This is a genomic window from Streptomyces sp. NPDC047117 (assembly GCF_040643545.1).
Classification (GTDB): Bacteria; Actinomycetota; Actinomycetes; order Streptomycetales; family Streptomycetaceae; genus Streptomyces.
The window spans coordinates 27,451-51,117 of the sequence record NZ_JBEYUN010000016.1 but is presented as its reverse complement, the minus strand read 5'-3'; the positions used below and the strand labels follow the sequence as shown (position 1 = coordinate 51,117).

At 68.2% G+C, this 23,667-nt stretch carries 13 protein-coding genes; 5 read left to right on the top strand and 8 right to left on the bottom strand.

From position 1 onward, the window contains the following. Positions 1-282: 282 nt before the first annotated feature. The 4 genes from ald to ABZ840_RS27415 all read right to left on the bottom strand — a co-directional run bounded on the left by ald (position 283) and on the right by ABZ840_RS27415 (position 6,253). Complete coding sequence (ald, locus tag ABZ840_RS27430) at positions 283-1,398, bottom strand: alanine dehydrogenase (RefSeq protein ID WP_361563597.1); 1,116 nt, start codon at positions 1,396-1,398, stop codon at positions 283-285. A gap of 167 nt (positions 1,399-1,565) precedes the next feature. Further along, positions 1,566-3,677: a tetratricopeptide repeat protein gene (locus ABZ840_RS27425; protein WP_361563246.1), complete on the bottom strand. Its 2,112-nt coding sequence runs from the start codon at positions 3,675-3,677 to the stop codon at positions 1,566-1,568. A gap of 206 nt (positions 3,678-3,883) precedes the next feature. Continuing rightward, the gene (locus tag ABZ840_RS27420) at positions 3,884-4,510 is read right to left on the bottom strand and encodes an NUDIX hydrolase (RefSeq protein ID WP_361563243.1); all 627 of its coding nucleotides are present in this window, start codon (positions 4,508-4,510) and stop codon (positions 3,884-3,886) included. 81 nt (positions 4,511-4,591) lie between these two features. Next, positions 4,592-6,253, bottom strand: a complete 1,662-nt coding sequence (locus ABZ840_RS27415; protein WP_361563240.1) for a CTP synthase — start codon at positions 6,251-6,253, stop codon at positions 4,592-4,594. Positions 6,254-6,682: 429 nt separating this feature from the next. On the opposite strand from ABZ840_RS27415, the gene ABZ840_RS27410 reads away from it, so the two are divergent. The 5 genes from ABZ840_RS27410 to ABZ840_RS27390 all read left to right on the top strand — a co-directional run bounded on the left by ABZ840_RS27410 (position 6,683) and on the right by ABZ840_RS27390 (position 14,548). Continuing rightward, complete coding sequence (locus ABZ840_RS27410; protein WP_361563237.1) at positions 6,683-8,491, top strand: glycoside hydrolase family 15 protein; 1,809 nt, start codon at positions 6,683-6,685, stop codon at positions 8,489-8,491. A 217-nt stretch (positions 8,492-8,708) separates the two neighbouring features. After that, positions 8,709-9,437 carry a TnsA-like heteromeric transposase endonuclease subunit gene (locus ABZ840_RS27405; protein ID WP_361563234.1) on the top strand — a complete coding sequence of 243 codons (729 nt, stop codon included), beginning with the start codon at positions 8,709-8,711 and terminating at the stop codon, positions 9,435-9,437. After that, positions 9,434-11,578, top strand: coding sequence for a transposase (locus tag ABZ840_RS27400; RefSeq protein ID WP_361563231.1), 2,145 nt, complete (start codon positions 9,434-9,436; stop codon positions 11,576-11,578). The genes ABZ840_RS27405 and ABZ840_RS27400 overlap by 4 nt, the downstream gene beginning before the upstream one ends. Beyond that, positions 11,568-12,707, top strand: coding sequence for an AAA family ATPase (locus ABZ840_RS27395; RefSeq protein ID WP_361563228.1), 1,140 nt, complete (start codon positions 11,568-11,570; stop codon positions 12,705-12,707). The genes ABZ840_RS27400 and ABZ840_RS27395 overlap by 11 nt, the downstream gene beginning before the upstream one ends. Further along, positions 12,704-14,548: a TniQ family protein gene (locus ABZ840_RS27390; RefSeq protein ID WP_361563225.1), complete on the top strand. Its 1,845-nt coding sequence runs from the start codon at positions 12,704-12,706 to the stop codon at positions 14,546-14,548. The genes ABZ840_RS27395 and ABZ840_RS27390 overlap by 4 nt, the downstream gene beginning before the upstream one ends. Before the next feature lie 15 nt (positions 14,549-14,563). Here ABZ840_RS27390 and ABZ840_RS27385 read toward each other — a convergent pair whose 3' ends face one another. The 4 genes from ABZ840_RS27385 to ABZ840_RS27370 form a co-directional block, all read right to left on the bottom strand. Next, positions 14,564-15,826 (bottom strand): ATP-binding protein, encoded by a 1,263-nt coding sequence (locus ABZ840_RS27385; protein ID WP_361563222.1) that lies wholly within the window; start codon positions 15,824-15,826, stop codon positions 14,564-14,566. Positions 15,827-15,917: 91 nt separating this feature from the next. Beyond that, a complete protein-coding gene (locus ABZ840_RS27380) occupies positions 15,918-17,060 on the bottom strand; it encodes a hypothetical protein (protein WP_361563219.1) in 1,143 nt (380 codons plus the stop codon). 607 nt (positions 17,061-17,667) lie between these two features. Beyond that, positions 17,668-18,486: a hypothetical protein gene (locus ABZ840_RS27375; RefSeq protein WP_361563217.1), complete on the bottom strand. Its 819-nt coding sequence runs from the start codon at positions 18,484-18,486 to the stop codon at positions 17,668-17,670. Next, positions 18,483-23,063, bottom strand: coding sequence for an AAA domain-containing protein (locus tag ABZ840_RS27370; protein WP_361563214.1), 4,581 nt, complete (start codon positions 23,061-23,063; stop codon positions 18,483-18,485). Before ABZ840_RS27370 ends, ABZ840_RS27375 begins: the two co-directional genes overlap by 4 nt. Positions 23,064-23,667: the final 604 nt, after the last annotated feature.

Here is a 23,667-nt window from a genome sequence, read left to right as displayed (position 1 = left end):
GCGACTCTATGGCGTGTCGGGCGTCCGCAGCAACACAATCCACCGGACCCGGCACGATGTGTCGGCAATGGAACACCCCGATGTCAAGGGCGCGCGGCACACATCCGTGAGGTTTCGGGGGTGTGCGAAAGGGTCGAAGAGAGACGTTCGTTACGAGTTGCGGAGGGCTCGGCGGAGGCCCGTCACGGACGGGTTCGGAAATCTGTCGCAAACGCGACCGGCCGGGCCCGAAAGTCTCAAGGCCCGGCCGTGCGCGTGGTGTTGACGCGCCGTGTTGACGAATCAGCCGAGCAGCGTGCTCAGCTCGACGGACTCCAGGCCGTGCGCCTCGGCGACCTCGGCGTAGACGACCTTGCCGTCGTGGGTGTTGAGGCCCTTGGCCAGCGCGGCGTCCCGGCGGAGCGCCTCGACCCAGCCGCGGTTGGCCAGCTCGACGATGTAGGGCAGCGTCGCGTTGGTGAGCGCGTGGGTGGAGGTGTTCGGCACCGCGCCCGGCATGTTGGCGACGCAGTAGAAGACCGAGTTGTGGACCTGGAAGGTCGGCTCGGCGTGCGTGGTCGGACGCGAGTCCTCGAAGCAGCCGCCCTGGTCGATCGCGATGTCGACAAGGACACTTCCGGGCTTCATCTTGGCGACGAGCTCGTTGGTGACCAGCTTCGGGGCCTTGGCGCCCGGGATGAGGACGGCACCGACGACGAGGTCGGCCTCGACGACGGCCTTCTCCAGCTCGAAGGCGTTGGAGACGATCGTCTGCACCTTGGTGCCGAAGATCTTGTCCGCCTCGCGGAGCTTGTTGATGTCCTTGTCGAGCAGCGTGACGTGGAAGCCGAGGCCCACGGCGATCTGCACGGCGTTCCAGCCGGAGACGCCACCGCCGATGACGACGGCCTTGCCCGCGTGGACGCCGGGGACGCCGCCGGGCAGCACGCCGCGGCCGCCGGCCTGGCGCATCAGGTGGTACGCGCCGACCTGCGGGGCGATGCGGCCCGCGACCTCGGACATCGGGGCCAGCAGCGGCAGCGCGCGGTTGGCGGTCTCGACGGTCTCGTAGGCGATCGCGGTGGTGCCGGACTCCAGCAGGGCGTCCGTGCACTCGCGGGAGGCCGCCAGGTGCAGGTAGGTGAAGAGCGTCTGGTCCTTGCGGAGCCGGTGGTACTCCTCGGCGATGGGCTCCTTGACCTTCAGCAGCAGGTCGGCGGTGGCCCACACCTCGTCGGCGGTGCCGAGGATGTTCGCGCCGGCGCCGACGTACTCCTCGTTGGTGATGGAGGAGCCGAGCCCGGCGTCCTTCTCGACGAAGACCTGGTGGCCGTTGCGGACGAGCTCGTGGACACCGGCAGGCGTGATAGCCACCCGGAACTCGTTGTTCTTGACCTCGCGGGGGATGCCGACCTTCACGTCGATCACGGTCCTTGAATGAGAGCTTGCAGAGAAATATCCGCTCATACAGACGCATGACGGATGTGACCGCGAGAGCCGCGGCTCTGCCAGTCTATTGAAGGAGCTCTTGTTGTCTAGCCTTGCAAAGCAATTAGTTTTTCGTGAACCGCCACCGATTTCGTAGGTCAGGCCGGGTGATCGGCGAGGAGACCCTCCCCCAGGCCCCTGTGCAGCCTTGCCGCCGCAGGATCGCCGAGCCGTTCGAAGGTGTCCGCAATCCGCAGCTGGAGCGCCGCCTCCAGCCGCCCGTCCGCCGCCTTCCTGGCCAGCTCCAGCGCCTCGAAGCAGGTCCGCAGCGCCTGCTCGGGCCGCCCGGCGTACTCCTGCACCCGCGCCGTCTCCCCCATCGCGCGCGCCAGCCCCACGGCGTCACCGGCCCTGCGGTACGCCCCGTGTGCGGCCCGCCACTCGCGGAGCGCCTCGGCCCAGCGGCCCGCCTGCGTGTGCACCGAGCCCAGCCGGCCGTGCAGCCGGGCCGCCTCGGCCGTGTGGCCGCGGGAGAGCCGCAGCTCCAGCGCCCGCCCGTACCAGTCGGCGGCCCGCTGCCAGTCCGCCAGCTCGGCGTACGTGGCGCCCAGCGACTCCAGCGCGCGGCCGGTCGCCACCGCGTCCTTCACCGCACGGGCCGACTCCAGCGCGCCCCGGTACCGGATCAGCGCCTTCTCCGACCGGCCGGACTGGGCGTCCAGGTCGCCGAGGTTCAGCAGCGCCGCGGCCTTCTCCCGGGCCAGGGAGCGCCGCTCGGCGACCTCCAGGACCAGGAGGTGCAGCCCGTACAGGTCGGGGGCCGCCGACTCGGCGCTCTCGTGGGCGAGCAGCGCCCGTACCAGCGCGGCCATCAGCCGCCGGTCCAGCGTGTCCAGCTCACCGTCCGCGACGGCGATCCGGGCCGAGTCCAGCAGGGCCGGGCGGCGGGTGCGCAGCCAGGCCGCGGCCTCGGGGACGGACCCGAAGCGCAGCGACCGCGGCAGCCCCGAGGTCCGCTCGCGGGCCGGGGACCCGGCGGGCTCCCCCATCGCCCGGCAGGAGATCAGCTGCCGTACGGTCCGCTCCAGCATCCGGGCGCGGGAGAGCTGGATCTCGGCGGGGCGCTCGTGGGCCTGGAGGCGGGCGCGCAGCAGCGGCGCGAGGCAGCCGGGCACCCGGTACTGCGGCGGGAGCGCCGCCATCGGGTCGGGCCCGTCGGCCGAGGTGTCCCCGCCCCCGGCGGCGCCCTCCGGCACCACTGGTCGGAGCGCTCCCATGGCCGCGAAGTCCCGCAGGGTGGATTCGGCGGCCTCCACCGAGCAGCCGGCCAGCGCGGACGCCGTGTGCGCGTCGACGAGGCCGGCCGGGGCGAGCGAGAGCAGCCGCAGTATGCGGGCGGCGGGCGCCGGCAGCCCTTCGTACGCCATCCGGAAGGCGCGGGACAGCGAGCGGGGCACCGGTACCGCGTCCTCCTCGCCGGGCGGCAGCAGGAACAGCGTCCGCCGCAGGTCGGAGAGGGAGGACTTGGGGTGGGTCGCGAGCCAGCCGCCGGCCAGTACCAGGGCGGCGGGCTGGCCGCCGCAGTCCTGGACGACCTGCTCGGCGGTGCGCGGGTCGACGGTGATCCGGACGCTGCCCGCGTACCGGGTGAGGATCTCCACCCCGGCCGCGGTGTCCAGGCCGCCGAGGGTGCAGGGCCGTACGTCGGTGATGCCGGTCAGCGGTCCCTCGGAGACGCCGAGGACCAGGCAGCCCGGGGCGTCCGGCAGCAGCGGGTCGACCTGCTCGGCGCCGGCCGCGTCGTCCAGCAGGAGCAGGGCGCGGCGGTCGGCCAGCGCGCCGCGCAGCGCCTCGGTCAGCTCGTCCTCCTCCGCGCCGGCCGGCACCCGCTCGCCGAGCTGGGTGAGCAGGTCACGGGCGACGGATGCGGTGGGCACGGGCCGGTTGTCGATGGTGCTCAGCCGGCAGCGCAGCACGCCGTCCGGGTAGTCGCCGGCCAGCTGCCGGGCGAGTTCGGCGGCCAGGGCGCTGCGGCCCGATCCGGGCCGGCCGGCGATCAGCAGCACCCGGCTGCGGGCGCCCTTGCGGCCGGAGAGGGTGTCCAGTCCGGCGCGTTCGATGTCGCTGCGCAGGGCGGCCAGTTCGCGGCTGCGGCCGGCGAAGAAGGGTGCCGGCGGGGCGGCCGCCGGGGCGCCGGTCCGGCCCGCTCCTCTTCGTCCGGCCCCCGACGCCGTCACCGACCGTCCGGTGTCCACCGCCTGCTCCGCCACGGGCCACGCTCCCGTTCACTTGCGCGCGTACGAGCCGGCCGCCTGTACGGCCGGGATTTGTCGAGCGTAGTTCACGGGAGGCGTGGATCACGGCGGACATACCGCGTAAATCTGACAAAAATGGGAGACAAGATTCCGGTAAGGTCCCGCGGTGCTCCCCGGGACCTTCCGTCACTCCGGGAACGGAGCCGGGAACGGGCCCGGCGTCACGCCCGGAACGGGCGGGCCGGCCAGGGCGCCTCGGCCGGGCGCAGCGCGTCCAGGCCGTCACCCGACTGCGCGGCCAGCAGCGACAGCACGCCGACGACCAGGCAGTTGTTGTGCAGCTCGCCCGCCAGCACGCCGCGCGCGAGGTCGGCGACCGGCACCCGCGCCAGCTCCATGTCGGCCTCTTCCTCCTCGACCTCGAAGCGCTCGCCCTCCGCCTCGGACAGGCCGCGGGCCAGGAAGATCCGCACGGCCTCGTCGCAGCCGCCGGGCGTGGTGTAGACGTCGGTCAGCACCCGCCAGTCCTCGGCCTTGACGTGCGCCTCCTCGTACAGCTCGCGCTGGGCGGCGTGCAGCGGGTTCTCGCCCGGGATGTCCAGCAGGCCGGCCGGGATCTCCCAGAGCTTGTGCCGTACCGGGTGCCGGTACTGGCGCAGCACCAGGGCCCTGCCCTCGCCGTCCAGGGCCAGAACGGCCACCGAGCCGGGGTGGACCTGGTAGTCCCGCTTCACGGTGGACCCGTCCGGCATGACGACCTCGTCCGTGCGGACGCTGGTCTTGTTGCCGGTGAACGGGGTCGCCGTCGCGGTGATCCGCCACTCCTCCGGGGTGTCCTTGATGGCCATGCGCATCCTCCCAAACAAGCAGAAACCGGGGTACGGGCCGCAAAGCCCGCACCCCGGTAACCGTATCGGTCGGCCGGTTCCCTACTTACCGGCGGCCTTGCCGGTCTTCCGCTCGACGGCCGCCTTCACCAGGCCCGCGAAGAGCGGGTGCGGGCGGGTCGGGCGGGAGCGCAGCTCCGGGTGCGCCTGCGTGGCGACCAGGTAGGGGTGCACCTCGCGCGGGTACTCGACGTACTCCACCAGCTTGTTGTCCGGGGAGACGCCGGAGAACAGCAGGCCCGCCTTCTTCTCCAGCTCACCGCGGTAGGAGTTGTTGACCTCGTAGCGGTGGCGGTGGCGCTCCTCGACGTACTGCTCGTCACCGTAGACCTCGCGGACGATGGAGCCCTCGGCGAGCTTGGCCGGGTACATGCCGAGCCGCATCGTGCCGCCCATGTCGCCCTCGCCGGCGACGATGTCCAGCTGCTCGGCCATGGTCGAGATGACCGGGTCGGCCGCCGCCGGGTCGAACTCGGTGGAGTTCGCGCCCTTGACGCCCGCCAGGCTGCGCGCCGCCTCGATGACGACGCACTGCAGGCCCAGGCAGATGCCCAGCAGCGGGACCTTGTTCTCGCGGGCGTAGGTGATGGCCTCCAGCTTGCCCTCCACGCCGCGCTCGCCGAAGCCGCCGGGGATCAGAATGGCGTCGCAGTCGCCGAGCTGCGCCTGGGCGCCGGCCGGGGTGCGGCAGTCGTCCGAGGTGACCCACTTGATCTTCACGCGGGCGCGGTTGGCGAAGCCGCCGGCCCGCATCGCCTCGGAGACCGAGAGGTAGGCGTCGGGCAGGTCGATGTACTTGCCGACCAGCGCGACCTTGACCTCGTGGTCCGGGTTGTGGACGCGGTCCAGCAGGTCCTCCCACTGGGCCCAGGCCACGTCACGGAACGGCAGGTCCAGCTTGCGGACGACGTAGGCGTCCAGGCCCTCGGTGTGCAGCACCTTGGGGATGTCGTAGATCGACGGCGCGTCCTTGCAGGCCACCACGGCGGCCTCGTCCACGTCGCACATCAGCGAGATCTTGCGCTTGATGGAGACGGGGACCTCGCGGTCGGCGCGCAGCACGATCGCGTCGGGCTGGATGCCGATGTTGCGCAGCGCGGCGACGGAGTGCTGGGTCGGCTTGGTCTTCAGCTCGCCGGAGGGACCGATGTACGGGAGCAGCGAGATGTGCACGACGAAGACGTTGTCCCGGCCGACCTCGTGGCGGACCTGACGCACGGTCTCCAGGAACGGCAGCGACTCGATGTCGCCGACCGTGCCGCCGACCTCGGTGATGACGACGTCGACGTCCTCGGTCGCCATCCGCCGGATGCGGTGCTTGATCTCGTTGGTGATGTGCGGGATGACCTGCACGGTGTCGCCCAGGTACTCGCCGCGCCGCTCCTTGGCGATCACGGTGGAGTAGACCTGGCCGGTGGTGACGTTCGCGGAGCCGTCGAGGTCGACGTCCAGGAAGCGCTCGTAGTGGCCGATGTCCAGGTCGGTCTCGGCGCCGTCGTTGGTGACGAACACCTCGCCGTGCTGGAAGGGGTTCATCGTGCCGGGGTCGACGTTGAGGTACGGGTCCAGCTTCTGCATCGTGACCCGCAGGCCCCGCGCCTTGAGGAGCGCACCCAGGCTGGAGGCGGTGAGCCCCTTGCCGAGCGAGGACGCAACGCCCCCGGTGACGAAGATGTGCTTGGTCGTCGAGGATTTGGGCGGCATGGCCAAGAGGAAGCTCCCGTGGGTCGCGAGGTGAAAAGCGGAGCGGCGCGATCCCGGATTCCACGGGGTGCCGTCGCTGCGGTCGGGGGGTTCCGGGTCTTTCTTCCGGCCCACCGGTCCACGGGGTACCAGGCTATCAGCGACGGAGCGTGGTCGCTCCCGCCCGCGCGGGGCGGAATGCATCGCTCCCCGTATCCGGGGCCCGACGTGACGGAGGCCACCCGTTCGGCCCAGCCCCGGAAAGCGGAGGGCCGCGCGGATCTTCCGTACGCGTCGTATCCTGCTCGGGCACTCGCGCAGAGCCGTCCGGCACGGCACCGTCCCGACCCGCACACCGGACCAGCAGCTCGGCGGGGTTTTCAACGGAGCAGGACGGAAGACCGACACGTCCCACGGGGGGCGTCACCCCAGTTCGAACGGGAGTTGTACGTGGCCGGGCGCATCGAGGACTACGCACTCATCGGCGACATGCAGACCGCCGCACTCGTCTGCCGGGACGGCACGGTCGACTGGCTGTGCCTCCCCCGGTTCGACTCGCCCGCGGTCTTCGCGGGCCTCCTCGGCACCGAGGAGCACGGCTTCTGGCGGCTGGGTCCGGCCGCGGAAGCGGAAGGCGATCCGGCACCCTCCGACCGCCGCCGGTACCGCGGCGACTCGCTGATCCTGGAGTCGGAGTGGGAAACCCCCGACGGCACGGTGCGCGTGATCGACTTCATGCCGCCGCGCGAGGGCGCCCCGCAGCTGATCCGCATCGTGGAAGGCGTCAGCGGCCGGGTGCCGATGCGCTCCTCGCTGCGGATGCGTTTCTCCTACGGCTGGGTGGTGCCGTGGGTGCACCAGGTCGACGGCCGCACGGCCGCGGTCGCGGGCCCGGACTCGGTGTGGTTCGACACCACGGCCGAGACCCACGGCGAGGACCTGACGACATACTCCGACTTCGCGGTCGAGGCCGGGCAGCGGATCACGTTCACCATGAGCTGGCAGCCCTCGCACCACGAGCAGCCGCCGCTGCCCGAGCCGGAGAACGCGCTCGCCGCCACCGAGGACTTCTGGCGCGAGTGGGTCGCGCAGTGCACGTACCACGGCCCCTACCGGGACGCGGTGATCCGCTCGCTGATCACGCTGAAGGCGCTGACGTACGCGCCGACCGGCGGCATCGTCGCGGCCCCCACCACCTCCCTCCCCGAGGACATCGGCGGCTCCCGCAACTGGGACTACCGCTTCACCTGGCTCCGGGACGCCGCGATCACGCTCTCCTCGCTGCTGCGCACCGGCTACCGCGACGAGGCACGCGCCTGGCGCGAGTGGCTGCTCCGCGCGGTGGCGGGCGACCCGGAGAACCTGCAGATCATGTACGGCATCGCCGGCGAGCGGGAGCTGGGTGAGAACGAGCTGACCTGGCTGCCGGGGTACGAGAACTCGCAGCCGGTCCGGGTCGGCAACGGCGCCGCCGGCCAGCTCCAGCTGGACGTGTACGGCGAGGTCATCGAGGCGCTGCACCTCGCCCACATGACGGGCCTGGCCCGCAACGACTACGCCTCACTGCTCCAGCTGAAGCTGATCCGCTGGGTGGAGCAGCACTGGGACGAGCCGGACGAGGGCATCTGGGAGGTCCGCGGGCCGCGCCGGCACTTCGTGCACTCCAAGGTCATGACCTGGGTCGCGGTGGACCGCACCATCAAGCTGATGGAGTCCGGGGACGTCGAGGGCCCGCTGGAGCGCTGGAAGGAGCTGCGCGACACGATCCACCGGGACGTGTGCGAGAAGGGCTACGACCCGGAGCGCAACACCTTCACCCAGTCCTACGGCTCCAAGGAGCTGGACGCCTCGCTGCTGCTCATCCCGCAGATGGGCTTCCTGCCGCCGGACGACAAGCGCGTCATCGGCACGATCGAGGCGATCCAGCGGGAGCTGGCCACGCCCGACGGCTTCATCATGCGCTACCCCACCTCCGCCGACGCCGGCGAGGAGAACGTGGACGGCCTGGAGGGCGACGAGGGCGCGTTCCTGGCCTGCTCGTTCTGGCTCGCCGACGACCTGGCGATGATCGGCCGGGTCGAGGAGGCCCGCAAGCTCTTCGAGAAGCTGCTCTCGCTCCGCAACGACCTGGGGCTGCTGGCCGAGGAGTGGGACTCCGAGTCCGGCCGCCAGGTGGGCAACTTCCCGCAGGCGTTCAGCCACGTCCCGCTGATCGACACGGCCCTGCGCCTGACGGCCAGCGGGGCGTACGGGGGCTGAGCGGCTGTAGGATCCCGCGGCGCGTGTCGCATTCCGCGCGGCCGTGTCGTCCCGATGTCGCATACGACATGCTAGCGGGATTCGCGCCTCCTGCTCCGATAGTTCCCCCCTTTGTGTACGGGGCTGCTCCGGCCGTCATGGATGAGGATGGCCGGGGCATGCCAGCAGCGTTCGGCGGCGATCAAGTCGTGCCTGTCAACGCGCTGTTGGGGGACCAATGAGCACAGCCGATCTGGCCAGGTCGGTGCACGTGAGCGTCCGGAAGTCCAACGAGGGTCTGATAGAGGAGCGGGAGTGGGCAACCGCGCCGCTCGCTCTCCTGCGGAGCGCCCGGCCGTGGCGCACGTTCCGCTGGTACAAGGGACAGAGGCACTACTCGGGCACGTACTGGTCAGCGACGGTAGGCGACCATGTGATCTATGAGTCGCGGCTGGAGCTGGGGCGATTGCTGTTCGCGGATTTCGCCCCGGAGGTGCGGCAGATCATCGCTCAGCCGTTTCTGCTCAAGGCCGAGGTGCAGGGCAAGCTGCGGCGGCACATCCCGGACTACTTGCTGCTGACCGATGACGGCCCAGTGGTAGTGGACGTCAAACCCCGACACCGGCTGGAGCGGCCTGAGGTCGCGTTCACGTTCGCGTGGACGGAGGAGGCGGTGAGATCGCGGGGCTGGCGCTATGAGGTCTGGAGCGAACCGCCGCCGCACGAGCTGGAGAACGTCCGCTTCCTCGCCGGCTATCGCCGCGACTGGCTGATCAACACCTCGCTGCTGGAGGGGCTGCGGGGCCAGGAACTGGACGGAAGGTCGGTGGGAGAGGCGGTCCGGCTGCTGCCGGAGGATCCGCGGCGGATGAAACCGGTGGTGCTGCACCTGTTGTGGACCGGGCACGTGCGGACGGATCTTAGGCGCCCGCTCAGCATGAAGCACGTGTTGAGGAGGGGCGCGTGAGCGGGGCCGGGACGCGGCTGGGCGTCGGGACGCATTTCCGGCTCGACGGCGAGACAGTGGAGGTCGTGGACTTCGCGAGCCTGGCCACCGGCATGGAGGTCATTCTCAAGGACGCCCGCGGCCGGTTGATGCGCATGGGCGTGCGTGAACTGCTGACCTCCGAACGCGCTCAGGTCATTCCCAGGGACAAGGGGCCGGCCGCCGACGACAGCGAATTGGCCGCTGTGGTGCTGGCCCGGCTGACCCAGGCACAGAGAAGGGAAGTCCTGGAGCGGGCCGGGCACGTCCGGGAGATGCTTACGGGTTACCGGTCCGGGGCCGAGGAACTGGCTGGGCCGAAGGAGCCCCGCGCCCCCTACGCCCCCGACCAGCCGCTGAAGAAGCGCTATGCAGCCAAGGCCAGCGAATTGGGAGTAACCCCGCGGACGATGGAGCGCTGGGCTCAGGCTTATCAGGAGAACGGAGAGGCCGGCCTGGCGCCGAAGTCAACCCAGAGCGAGGGGGGCCTGGCCAACGCCGATCCGCGCTGGGTGGACATGGCCAAGGAGGTGCTCGGCGAATATCAGGAGGAATCCCGCCCTTCGATCAAGCTAGTACTGGAACGAATCGCGGCCCGTCTGGAGCGGGAGTTCGGGCCCGATGAGGTGCCGTTGCCCAAGCGGACGGCGGGTTACCGGTGGATGCAGGAGCTCGAACGTCGGCAGCCGACGTTCCGGCTCAGCGCCAAGCGCAACCGGGACATCGCTGACCGCCCTGACGAGGCCTACGGGAAGCTGCGGCCCACCCGGCCGGGCGAGTACGTGCTGATGGACACCACGCGGCTGGACGTCTTCGCGCTGGACCCGGTCACCCTGAAATGGGTGCAGGCGGAGCTGACCGTCGCGATGGACTGGTACACCCGCTGCATCACCGGCATCCGGGTCACCCCGGTCTCGACCAAGGCCGTGGATGCGGCGGCGGTGCTGTTCCAGACCTACCGACCGCGGCCCGTCCCGGCACCATGGCCGCAGGAGGCGGCCTGGCCTGATCACGGCATTCCTCGAGGGGTGGTGGTCGATCTCGAGGCGGCCCACGGGCCGATCACCGGGGCGGTCGGCCCGGCGCTGGCGCCGGAGACGCTCGTGGTCGACCACGGCAAGATCTACCTCTCGGAGCATCTGACCAGCGTCTGCCAGCGGCAGGGCATCTCCATCCAGCCGGCCCGTCTACGGACGGGCCGGGACAAGGGCCCGATCGAGAGGTTCTTCCGGACCCTGCGCGAGGATGCGCTGCAGCTGCTGCCCGGCTACAAGGGCCCCGACATCCACTCGCGCGGACTGAATCCGGAGAAGGATGCCTTCTTCTTCCTGCACGAGTTGGAGGCCTTCATCCGCGAGTGGGTCGCGGTGACCTATCACCGCAGGCCGCACGAGGGGCTGGTCGACCCGCATCTGCCGAGGCTGCAACTGTCGCCGGCGAGGATGTTCGAGCACGGGCTCGCCCGGGCCGGCTACATCGAGGTGCCGCGGGACCCGAACCTGGCCTTTGAGTTCTTGGAGGTCAAGCTACGGACGGTGCAGCACTACGGCGTGGAGATCGACAGACGCCGCTACAACGGTGGGGGCCTGAACGGCCTTCGGGACATGGCAGGCTCGCATACGGAGCTGGCCAAGCGGCGCCTGCCGTTCTGCGTCGACCCTGATGACATCTGCCGCATCTACTTCCGCGATGACAAGCGCATCTGGCACACCCTGGACTGGGAGCACGCCCCGAGCCGGGAGATGCCGCTGAGCGAGGAGGCGCTGCAGTTCGCCCGACGCCTGGCGGCCGAGAAGTACACCTATCCCGACGACCGGCTCGCCGTCTCGCTGCTACTGGAGCGCTGGAACCTGGGACTGGGCAACTCCATGGCCGAGAGGCGCATGGCCCTGCGACTCTCCCGCGAACAAACCGCACTGGAACTGCCCGCCCCGGAAACCGCCCCGGTTGACTCCCTGCCCTCGGTCGCCCGCGTGCTGTCCCTTCCCGAACAGCCCACGCCGCCGGCCCTGGAATCCGCAGTTGAGCAGGAGATGGGCGACGACGACGCGGACAGCCTGGAAGAGCTGGATGAGGAACTCCGCTTCTATGCCTCGGCCTTGAAGGACGTCGATGACGAGTAACCGGACCAAAGCGCCCGCCGAGGGAGCCGACCTCCGCGCCAAGCTGGATCACCTCACACTCTCTCGCAAGGAAGGTTTCCAGCGCCTCACCACCACCCCGCCAAGGAAACAGCCCGAACAGCTCTCCCGTCGCCGACTGAAAAACCTCAGCGAAGCAGCTCTTGCCGAATACAACCGCACCCGCCGAAAGTGGCACGCCAACCTCGGCCCGCTGCAGACACCCCAGATGGAAACGCTCCATGAAGACCTCTGGGACATCTTCGACAGCAACGACCAGGACGGCGACAAGGTAAAGGGCGGCATCGCTCTCGATGCCTTTCCCGGCCTGGGCAAGACCACGGCCGTGCTCGCCTTCGCGAGGAAACTGCACCGCCGCATCCTGCAAGAAGAGGGAAAGTACACCGAAGAAGGGCACGAGCGCTGGCCCGTCTGCCGTGTCGGGTTGACCAGCAACACCGGAATGCGTGACTTCAACCGTGCCATCCTCGAGTACTACGGACACCCGGGACGGTTCCGCGGCACCGCAGCGGAGTTCGGCTACCGCGCCCTGGACTCGGTGCTGTCCGCCGAGACCAAAATCCTGATCGTCGATGACCTGCACTTCTTGAAATGGAGGAACAAGAACGGCGTCGAGGTCAGCAACCACTTCAAATACATCGCCAACGAGTTCCCTGTCACCTTGCTGATGATCGGCGTCGGCCTGGAAAAGCAGGGACTGTTCAGCGAGGGCAACAGTTACGAGGACTCCGTTCTCGCTCAGACCGGCCGCCGCACCACGCGCTTGGACATGGCTCCCTTCACCATCTCCGGCGAAGAGGGCCGCCTGGACTGGCGCAACACTCTCCTGGCCGTCGAAAAGCGCGTCGTCCTGGCGGAGAAGTACCCCGGGATGATCGCGGATGAGCTGTCCGACTACCTGTTTGCCCGCAGCACCGGGCACATCGGCTCGCTCATGACATTGATCAACCGCGGTTGTCAGCGAGCCGTCCGCACCGGCGCCGAACGCCTGGACGCCCGGCTGCTGGACAAGGTGAAGAACGATGCCGCAGCCGAGCAAGGCCGGACCGAGCTTCAGCAGGCACTCGCATCCGGCCGCCTGACCAGCCGGCCGAAGAAGAGGGCAGCATGAAGGACCTTCGCACCCTGCCGATCCGGGTGCTCCCCCTGCCCGGCGAGAGCATGGACAGCTGGCTTGAGGCCCTCGCCCGTCGCTGCTGGACATCACTGTCTTCCCTGGTGGACGCCCTCGACCTGCCAAGGGCACCGCGCACCCACTACCTTGTCGCCGGGCTGGCGCCACAGGTGCTCAGCCGTCTGGAAAAACAACTGGAAATGCCCCGGGGCGGTCTGGAGGCAGCCGCCCTCCCGACCAATTTTTTCGGTCTTCACGCACCCCATTGGCGGTTCTGTCCCGAGTGCCTGCACGAAAGCCAGGGCCGCTGGCCAACACGCTGGTGGCTGCCCTGGTCCTTCGCCTGCATCAGGCACCGAGCGCTCCTGCAGCAGCTCTGCCCGGGGTGTCAGGCCGAACCCCGCAACTTCCTGCCCAGGTCAGTGCACCGCCATCCGCCAGGGCACTGCCTGCGTGCAACCGGCCGCCGGAGCGTCTGCGGAACCGATCTGAGCGGCGTCTCTCCCTTACGGCTCGGCACCCGCCACCCAATCCTTCAAGCCCAGCAGCACATCGATGCACTACCGACAGCCGCGCAGGCGGCCACCGACACCGTCTACCAACAACTGGACCAATGTCTCTCCTCGTTCCTACAGTCACTGACGCTTCACGACCTGCAAAACATGGAGCCCCTCGCTCGAAGCGTGTGGGAAAGGGCCTATCAGAACGCGACCTGCACCACCTCAGGACTCGGCAGATGGCGGCTGCGTGAGCGGGAGCGACGGGTGCTGACGCCGGAATACCTGCACCGCGAGTACACGGAAGGCGACACTTCCCTCTCCGACATCGCCAAGAGCCACAACCTTGTGCTGAAACGCGTGCTGCAGCACGTCAAAGACCTGGGCATCACGATTCGACGCGGACAGCGTCCTCATCAATTCGATGACGACTGGCTGCGCGAGCAATACCTGGACCGAACGCGCTCTGCCGAGGATATCGGCGAGGAATCCGGAGTCTGCGGCACCGTGGTCCTTCACAGACTCGAAGAGCTCGGTGTTCCCCGCCGTCCGTCCGGTGTTTACAGTCGGCCCGCCATGCACGCAAAGCTCGACGAATCCGTGCCTCGTGACATTCGAGCAGCAGTCGAAGGAACCCTGCACGGATGGCTTCGACTGCGCCGCTTCCAGGTCCACATGGCGTTTCCCACGCTGTCCGCGGCAGCTGACTACTGCGACCTCACGCCCGGGGCCCTGGCAATGCAGTTAGGCCAGTTGGAGCAGGCCATCGGCGCCGACCTGTTCGAGCGATCCGTCCGCCACTCGCCTCAGCGTCCCACCCACCGCGGAATTGCCCTTCTGCAGGACCTCAACAGCGACCAGGTGCAAGAGCTCATGCGAAAGGCACTCGGCGCCCGCATGGAAACCATGCCAAACCAGGAACAACTCAACGCCTCAGTGAAGGCCGCCGACGGTGAACGGAGTGCGCTGACCCTGCTGTCCTCGCAGACCCCGGTTCCAGACCACCTTTCTATCCCCTCGCCACTGCTCCCGATGCTGCAACACCTTTTCGCAAACCGGAATCAGCGGACCTACGCTGCCCAAATCCATGCAGGTACTGGCATACCGTTCACCACCGTCTTCAAGCAGCTCAAGCGCCTTAAGGAAAACGGCTGGCTGAACAGCCAACTCGAAGCTCCCGAAGACCGGCTCAGACGTATCGCGGGTGAGAACAACTGCGGCCGTCGACGCACTTACTACTCCCTGACACCCGCAGCCCGGCAGCTCTCCTTCCACCAGCTTGCTCACGCTGCCCAGCAAAGGAAGACGGCAGCAAATGGGACTGAGCCCACGACACGGTGATCCTCACGAGCGCTGCTACAGCTGTGGGTCAAGACCAAATTGGTTCATCAGGTCCGTGAAGACCTCCTGCGCGGTACTGCGCAGGACGTCCTCGGTGTCAATGGGCCTCAGGAGTGCCGATACCGTTTGGACGCGGTGCGGGTAACGGGCACGGTCGGGGATTTCCTTGAAGCCGCTGAAAGTGGTCACAGGAACGAGAGCAGTGGGCGTGGCAGCGGCTACCGATGCGGTGAGGCGTAGGGCGCTGTCGACGCCAAGACAGCGGGCCAGTTCCTGGGTGATGGTGACGGCGTCGCAGCAGCATCCCGCGGTGTAGTCCTGGTCGACCAGGAGGCTGTTCTCCGGAGGTTGCAGGAAACCGTCGTCTGCAAGCTTCCCGGAAAGGTCTGCGGCCAGCACCATGCTGCCGTCGTGATGCAGCTCGGCGTAGAGCTGTCGGCCGACTCCCAGAGTGAGGGTCTGCATCACCCAGCAGCGCAGCCCGGGGCGTGGGGTGCTCAGCAGTCCGGACAGAACCCCGGTGACTGTGGGGTTACCCGTTAGCTGCTGGGAGCGAGTTTGGGCAGTTCTGACCGCTGCGAAGGCGTCATCGGATGCGGGGCGAGGCGCGGTACGCGGCAGCGGGCGCTCGGGGCGGGCTACGGCGAAAAACCAGGCCGAAGGCTTTCGCTCGTGGACGAAGGCGGTCTCTTGGGCGTGTTTGAGGAGGCGCTGGGCTTCGTCTTCGGCGTGCTGGGCGCGGGTGAAGCGGTCGCGGTAGGCGCGTTCCAGCTGGTGTTCGGCCATCCAGGCAGTGTGATCGCGGTCGCGGTAGGGGGCGACAGCGGCCTGTTGGTCTTTGTCCTTGGCAGCGGTGCCGTAGACAAGGTGAGGTGCCATGGGGCTGGCCGGGACGTCGGCCACAAGGACGCTGGTGGCTCCGTCTGGGGAGTCGAAAGTGGTGAAGGTGAGGTCGGCCAGGTAGGGGTGGACGTGGTTGCGGACCCACTGGGCGTACTGGTCGGGGTTCGCCTCATCGGGGTCGATACCGACCAGGTCGCAGGTCTTGTCGCGTACTCCGTAGATGATCAGACCGCCGCGGGTATTGGCCATCGCTGCGACGTCCTTGGCCAGTTCGTTCCAGCGGCCATCCCTCGGCGGCTGGGGCAGTTGCTCCTTCCAGTCCAGGTCATCGAATTCGGCCAGCCGGTCGGCGGCGGCCCTAGCGATCATGTCGAAGTTGAGCGGGCCGGGCGGGGCACCGAGGTACTCATGCAGTCGCGTCCAGGAACGAGCCATGCATGCAGCGTACGAGCGCCCACTGGCATCGCGTTGTGCACATCACAGTGCAGAAGACTTCCCGGGCCTTCGCGACGACACGATCAAGGTCCTACGAGTGCCCTGCCATGCCCATCAGGTACTGCTGAGCTTTGTAGTGAACCCACTGCAGGGCGTTGTCACCTTGAGACATCAGGGTTTTGGAAAAGAAGTAATCGGGCCGGCGATATGTGGTGAGGAGCCGGCCATCCGGCTGGAGACGGTGCTCAGTGAAGCCGTCCAGGGCGCCGTCGGCTACAGGGTTGCGAGCCCACGGATTGTGCAGCACGTGAAAGCCCTCGCTGAAGGTCTCGTGCTCCTCCGGCCCGTAGTCGCCCACAACGTAGGCAAACGGCACGGGCACAGCCGCGTTTGGATCCGGGTCATACATGATGCCGCAGCGGGCCATAGCCACATCGTCCGGTCCGTATCCACGTTCGGTACCCATACGGGCGAACTTCGAGACAGTGGCACTGTTGGTGAAAATGACCGCGGCCAAGTGCTCGGCTTCAGGCTGGGCAAACAGGGCGCTGCGCAGAGGGGTCGCCTTGTACCTACGGCGGTGTTCCGTGACCACTTGGGAGTTCAAAACGAGGGAGCCGTCACCGTCGCGGGTGGCGATGTCGCGGAGCCCGTACAGATAGGTCGCCAAAGGGCCGACGGGGTGGGACAGGGCACGGGGGCTGTGGAAGGACTGCAGGGCCAGCACGAAGGGCACTGCGTCGACGTGAGGCTTTTCCCAATAGGCGAGTCCTTGGGCGTCACGGTGGGTGAGCTTGCGCCGTAGCGCCTTGCCGGCCTGGAAGACGAACTCCGTTTCCTCGGCTTCGAGGTCGTCGGGTATGAGACGACGTACCGCCGCGGTGCTCTCAGCGTCGTCGGCTTCCTGGCCTTGGGGCGGGTTCGTGGTGGTCGCCTCAATGGCCACGGGCGTGGCACCGCGCACGACGAAGTCCGGAGCAGCACTGGTCCGGTCCAGTTCCTTGCCCTGTTCCTGCAGAGCGGCGAACAGAGCCAGTTCCAGGACTCGGGCGGAGAAGCCTGCCGTCTGGAATTCACGGACGAAGCTGTGGTCGACGTCCGCGAAGTCGGACCATGTCTCGTCCATCAGGCGGCGCGCGGCGGTGTAGACGTGACCTTCACGGAAGTCGCGGAATTCGCGACTCACGTTCTCCGGCTTCAGTTTCCGGGCGAGGTCGAACAGGCTTCGCTTCATCGGATAACTCTACGTGTACCGGTCAGGCCCAATCATGGGCGGCGCTGCTCTCGTTCCAGCTTCCATCGCCCCGGGGCGCCACCCGGCGCACCTAGCCGACGTCTTAGGCGGGGCCTCGGTGAGCCAAGCCCCGCTCCTGACGGTGCGACCGTGCACGGTGAGCGCCTCGCAGCCGTGAGACAGTGCCAGGCGGAGAATCGGGAGCGGTGCCGCCAACGGCCGGTCCCGTCCAGCGCGACGTCGGCGCTGATCTCGGCAACCAGCTCGGAGGTGACGAGGGTGACGTTCGTTCCCAGCCCGCGCTAAACGTCCGGCCGGTCCAGGGGTGTCCGGCCTCGGCGGGCGTGAGCTGAGCGGCGACGTCGCGGGCGAGAATGGCAGCAACACCCCGGGCCAGCGCAGGGTGCCGGTGGCGGCGCCAACGATGGCCTCGGAGAACTGCTGTACTCGGTACTTCCGCCAACCGCCCGCGCGCTTGCCGGGGATGTACGGCCGCTGCAGTCGCTTGAATGCGCAGCCTTCGATGCCCACGACTGACTGACCGCGTTGCCGAGAGTGGGAACAGTTCCGGAGTGGTGTGATCTGGTGAACGGTGTACTGGATGCCTTTATAAAGCGGCGGTAGCAGCGAGGTCATTCAAGGTCATGTTGACGACGTTCCAACACGCGTCCACGGTGTCTTCGTCGGGGCTGTGCTTGGTTTTGGTCTCCTGTAGAGGGTGGACGAGGTTGCGGTAGTGGCGGACCAGGTTGGAGACGAGCTTCGCGTCGTATTCAATCCAGCCTTGGGAATGTGCGAGTTCCACCAAAGCTTGGAGACCCATCTGCCCGAGGGGTTTGGGCATGCGCACGGTGCGGGGACGAGCCTGTGCTGCGTGGACCAGGACTCCTTCGAGGAGGCTGCCGAGCATGATGATCGCGGCGGTGTAGGCGCCGTGTTCGTGGCAGATGTGCGCTTCGTCGAGACGGTTCTGGATGGCCTTGGCGAGTTCAGGCTCGGCAATGACATCGATGATGGACACCTTGAGCTCTACACGGCGCAGGCGGGGCCCGTCGGTTTCGTCGTAGGGGACAAGAACGGGCCTGCCCTGTTGCTGTTGTGCTTGCAAGCCCTCCAGGGCGAGGACTTCGTTGAGCTGCTGGAGAGTGGCTTCGTATTCTCGTGGCAGGCCGTGGTATTCCAGGCGATTCGCCAGGCGGAGAACGGCGCGAGTGATGTCCTCGGGGTTGTGCTGCTGTCGTTCGCGAAGGAGCTGCACGGTCCACTGGTGGCGGGGGGATTCATCGTGGTCAGGCACGTCGTCCCAGTGGGCGCGGCGGAAGAAACCACTGAGTTCGAACCCTCTGCGATAGCGCAGAGGTGGTTCGTCGCCGCAGATGAGGTGGGCGATCTCGATGAGGGTGCTGTCGTCGAAGAAGTGGTTCATTTCAGTGTCTCCGCATCGCCTGGTGCTTCATCAGTGTCGAGGGGTTCGAGACCTTGTTCGTCGGCTTCGTCGTCGGGTAGTGCGATCGGCGTCCAGGTGGGCGCATGGGGGGTGCCGGACTCGTCCTGAGCGGCGTCGAGGGGGTGGATGTCGAGCGTTCGGAGTCGGGACCAGAGGGTGGACATGGCGGCGTCAGGGTCCAGTTCGAACTGGCTGCTGCGTACCCGCCAGAAGTCCCAGCCGGCACGTCGCAGCTCCCGCTCGCGCTCGTAGTCGTCGTGGATCTGCTGCACGGTGGAGTGGTAGGGGCTGCCGTCGCACTCGACCGCGAGGCGGGTGTGTTTGCCGATGACGACGAGGTCGATGTACTTGCTGCTGACCTTCCACTGGGGCACTACGTGGTATCCGCGGTCGCGGATACGCAGGAAGACGCGCTGTTCGAACAGTGACTGGAAGGGCGCGCACTGCTGGTCGGGAGTGACGTTGGCCAGTCGGGGGTGAGTGTCGTGCTGGGCGGGCGGTGACTGCATGTAGGCGAGGAGGGAGCGCCGGAGATCCTTGCTGCTGAGCTGGTCGGCGGTGACAGAGGTAAACAGCCACATCTGGTCCCGGGCGCGGCTGGCTGCGACGTTGAAGCGTTGTCTGTCTCCCTTGGAGGTCATGGCCCGGGTGTGCTTGCCGTCGATCGCCATGGAGAGCAGGACGACATCGCGTTGGGCACCTTGGAAGCTCTCCGCCGTGCCGACCCGGATCCGGTGGCGTTCGCGGGCGGGTGCGTCAATATGGATGTCGAGGAGGTTTTGCAGAAGCCTGACCTGGGCTCCGGAGCGGAGCACGATCACGCCGATGCTTCGGTCAGCGTAGGCGGGGTCTTCGGTCAGCTGTCGGAGCTGGGCGATGAGGCGGTCGGCTTCGGGGCGGTTGGTCAGGTTCTCGAGGCGGCCTTCGCAGTGGCCTTCGGGCACGTGGACGACCTTGAGCGGGGGGAGGCGGTCGACGCCGTGCTGCCGCAGGAGCACCAGTTCGTTGCCGGAGTAGAACTGGGAGGAGGACCACTGGATGATTTCGGGCATGCAGCGGAAGTGTTCGGTCAGCCGGATGACTTCGGTGAAGCGCTGCGAGAGCAGGTCATAGAGGCTGGACTTGGGGTCCAGGGCGGTGCGCTGCCAAGGGGCTAGGTCGGTGAGGCGTTCGTCGAAGATCCGCTGCATGCGGTCGTGCCGGCTGTTCATGTACAGGGGGCTGCACTGCTTGTCGTCGCCGACGACGATGATGCGCGGGGCGAGCCAGAGCAGTAGCAGTCCGTCGAGTCCGACCTGGCTGGCCTCGTCGACGATGACGACGTCGAAGGCGTCGGGCTCGGGGGCGATCATCTCGGTGACCTGGCGGATGGGCATGACCCAGGCGGGGACGGCGCCGCGGGCCTCGTGCATCGCGGAGCGGGCCTGCCGACGGTGGCGTTTGCTCGAGGCGCTGGTGCCTTTGCCGGCGTGGGAGATCGCAGTGGCGTAGGCAGCCAGTGCCTGTTTCTGCGCTGTGGTCATCCGCTGCAGGCAGTGGGTCAGGGCGCGGTCGGCGGCCAGTTGCTCTTCGGTGGTCCGCAGATGTGCTTCGACCTGCGCTAGTTGGCCCTCCAGCTGGTCTTCCCGGCCGGGGGCAAGGTGCAGGTCCACGAAGGAGTGGGCGCGGCGCCAGGCCCATGCCTGGCTGAGCTTGCTCAGCCGCGTCTCCCAGGCCGGGTCGGTGGGAGTACGAATCAGGTGGCGGGCGAGGAGGGGGTGAGCCTGGGTGAGGCGGTCCATGAGCTTGCGGGTCTCACGGCGGTCGGCCTGCCGGTGGTAGGCGGCGCTGAGCTCGTCCATGGCCTGGGCATATGCCTGCGGGTCGCGTGTGGTGGCCGCGCGGTGGAGTGCGGTGAGCTGCGGCGCCGAGTGGGTGGCAGCAGGTGGCACCTGGGCAAGGAGGTCGGCGAGATTCTGTTCGGCGGTCCAGGCTTCCCGCAGCAGGCGTGCGTCGGCTGTTGCGGTGCGGACTGTTTGCCATTGCTGGAATGTGCGTGTGCTGGCGGGGATGCCGGCCTGCGTGAGCAGGTCGTGGACCTGGTGGACGGCGGCGGCGCAGTCGTCGATGGCCTGCAGGCGGGGGCGGCGGTCCAGGAGTTCGGCCAGGATGCCCTCTGCCCCGTGCTGCGTGGCAGGGGCCGCCACGCCGGTCCAGCGCTCGTTGAGTTGGCGGGCGCAGCGGCGCATCTCCAGGTGTAGCACTACGGCGGCGACCTGAGCGTGGCTGGTGGGGGCGCGTCCGTCCACGCGGCATCGGTGGAGAAGCGGGCGGGCTTCCTTCTGCACCGCTGTCTTGGGCAGCCATTTGCGCAGCCGGCGGCCCTCGCGGAGGAACTGCTGCAAGTCGCGTCCGGCTGCTACGAGCTGGGCTTCCTCCGCCGGCGTCAGATCCTGCGGCAGGTCGACGTCGGGAAAGGATGCCTGTACGAGGGCGTCTTGGATGTGCTGTGCCCGATCCGAGACCGTGCGGATGCTGGCCCAGAGCTGGGGGCTGCGGCGGCCCAGGGCATCGGCCAGGGCCCGGTACGTCCAGTCGCCTTCGCTCCAGGCGGTGGGGTCCGGCGGCAGGCCTTCGTGCAGGAGGGCCCGCGCGCCCTGGTCCAGAGACTGTTCCAGCTTGCGGAGGAGCTCTTCGCCATGGCCGGCCAGCTGCTGCACGAGGGGGGCTGAGGAGCTCTTGCTGCAGGCGTGCACTGCCTGGTCCAGGGTGTGGATGTGCTCCTCCACCGTTTCCGGTGCAGGCAGGGCGGCCGGGTCGGGGCAGGTTAGATCTTGTTCGTTGAGGATGTCCGGGCCGTGGCGGGCGATGAGGCTCAACAGCCGCTGTGCTTCGTCGTTCGCCAGCGGAGCGGTGTCGTCCTGGTCTTCCACGGCAGGAAGCCAGTCGTACTGCGGTGCAACCGCCTGGATGGCATGAACGATCTGCGCGAGTCGGCCCTGATAGCCGGGGGCTATCTCGCTGTGTTCGTACCACTCTGTCTCCCGCAGGGCTCTGAGCTGGTCCCTCAGCCGTGCCCGCTCGGCTTTCAGCTCGGCGCGCAGGGCGTCGTTGGCGGTGGTCCGCTCGGCCAGGCGCTGCGGAGAAGTGGTGGCGCTGAGCTGTGACAGGGCGCGGATGGACTGCTGCAGCTGTTCGTGATCACCGTCCCTGCGGTCGCCTTGCAGCACGCACAAGTCGCGCAGTGCGGGTGGCAGCTCGTCTCTGAGCACACGCAGGGCCTGGCCCTTTTCGCTGGTGACCAACACGCGTTTGCCATCGGCGAGGAGCGCGATAATGAGGTTGGCGATGGTGTGGGTCTTGCCGGTGCCCGGAGGGCCTTGGACCACGACGCCGGTGTCGTGCTGCAGGCGTTCGAGGACATCGCGCTGTGCCTCGTTGGTGGGCAGGGGATAGAGAGGGTCAGGTCCGAGCGCGGGCGGCACGGCGTGCTGGCCGCCGCTCCCCCAGCCGGTGCGTTGTGCGGGTTCGAGCTTGTAGAGGATCTGTGCCAGGCCCAGCGGGCTGCGGGCGCCGGGCTGGGCAAGGTGGCGGGCGATCCCGTCATAAAAATTGATCACGGCGCTCTGGCCGCGCTCGCGCAGGAGGAGGGCGGGCGCCCAGTGCAGCTGCGGGGCGGAGGCCGGCGTGCCGGCCGGGCGGTGCAGGCTGGTGTCGAAGGGTACGGCCCGGTCGGCTCCGAAGGCACGCTGGGACCAGGTGCGCAGCAGCTCCTGGGCATCGGGGGCCAGCGGATGGACCAGGGTGTCTTCGGCCTGCGAGCGCACCCCTGCCAAAAGCTCGGAGCTGTAGCCGTCGCTCTCGCTGAGGAAGTCACCGTCCTCAAGCCGTGGGACGTTCTCAGGCGCGAGCGAGACCGTGACATCCACGGTGTCCGGCGCAATCCTCAGCGTGACGGGCGCGGTCAGCAGGTGCCGGTGCACCCGGCCGGTGGGGCGGTCCGTGCCGATCGTCAGCAGTCCGACTGCCAGCACCGCCTCGAGTATTTCGCCGTCCTGCTGGATCTTCTTGGCCATGCGGTAGAGACGCTGGTACAGAGCGCGGTGCGGCTGCGCGGCCCGTTCGGCGCTGGCCCAGCGCCGCCACAGGGGCAGCCACCGTCGATAGGCCCGGGTCACCTCGGCGGCATCTTCTTGCGGGATTTCGTGAACCTCGGTGAGATCGCCGTGCTCGTCCTCCACCCAGGCGTGGCCCGGACCGCGTGCGGCCAGGGCCGGGTCCTGCTCGCCGGGCGCGGTGGCTTCGGCCACCGAGACCCAGCCCTCCAGCTCCGCCGGTAGGGCCGGCGCTTGGCGGGCGGGGTGGTGCTTGGCGGTGAACAGCACCGTGCCAGCTGCCGAGGGGCTGCGCAGCACGCCTTCGGGGACATCCTCCAGCCAGAGCGTGTCCGGGTACTTGGCGCAGTCTCGGACAGCGGTGTAGGAACCGCGCACGAACTCTCGCATGCAGTCGATCAAGGCGCGGGTCTGGCGCACCGCCTTCGGATCATCGCTACGGACCACTGCTGCGCTTGACATCCCGCCCCCAAGTTCAAGGTTGACCGAAAAAGCCTTTCAGGATCCATGAGGCACGAGGGACGGGCAATGCGGCACCGGAGTCCGCGATGCGATTCAGTCACATGCCAACGTCATGACGTGGCGGCGCATAATTGCATTCGAGGTTTCCCAGACAGCCGCTTTGGCCTCACTGAGTCACTTCCGCATGGCCTTACCGAACATTGAAGCGACTACTCGGTCCATGAGGCGGATCGTCTCCCAGGGTGAAGTCGACTCGATTTCACCTCCGTATGCGATACACAGTCCGCCACTGCGTCACCGCAAGCCTCCGAATAAGGGCCACCGGTTCCTATGGACCCCAGGACGGGGACGTTCACGGCGACGCGTCCTGGCCGGGCCGGATCAGTACGCCCTTCGCCGAGGCGGTTCGTCGTGACTGCGATGACTGCTCAGGGACGCCTATTGATCAGAGCTGCGGGACGCTTCTCGCTGGGGGCGTCGGTCGAGGTCATGACGGCAGAGTCTGGTCGACGCCGGGGCGTGCCACGGGCAGGTCGGCCGTGTGGTCGGGGTCCGAGCGGGCGCCTTCGACGAAGCGTGGCGAGGCAGCGGCGGTACAGGTCGG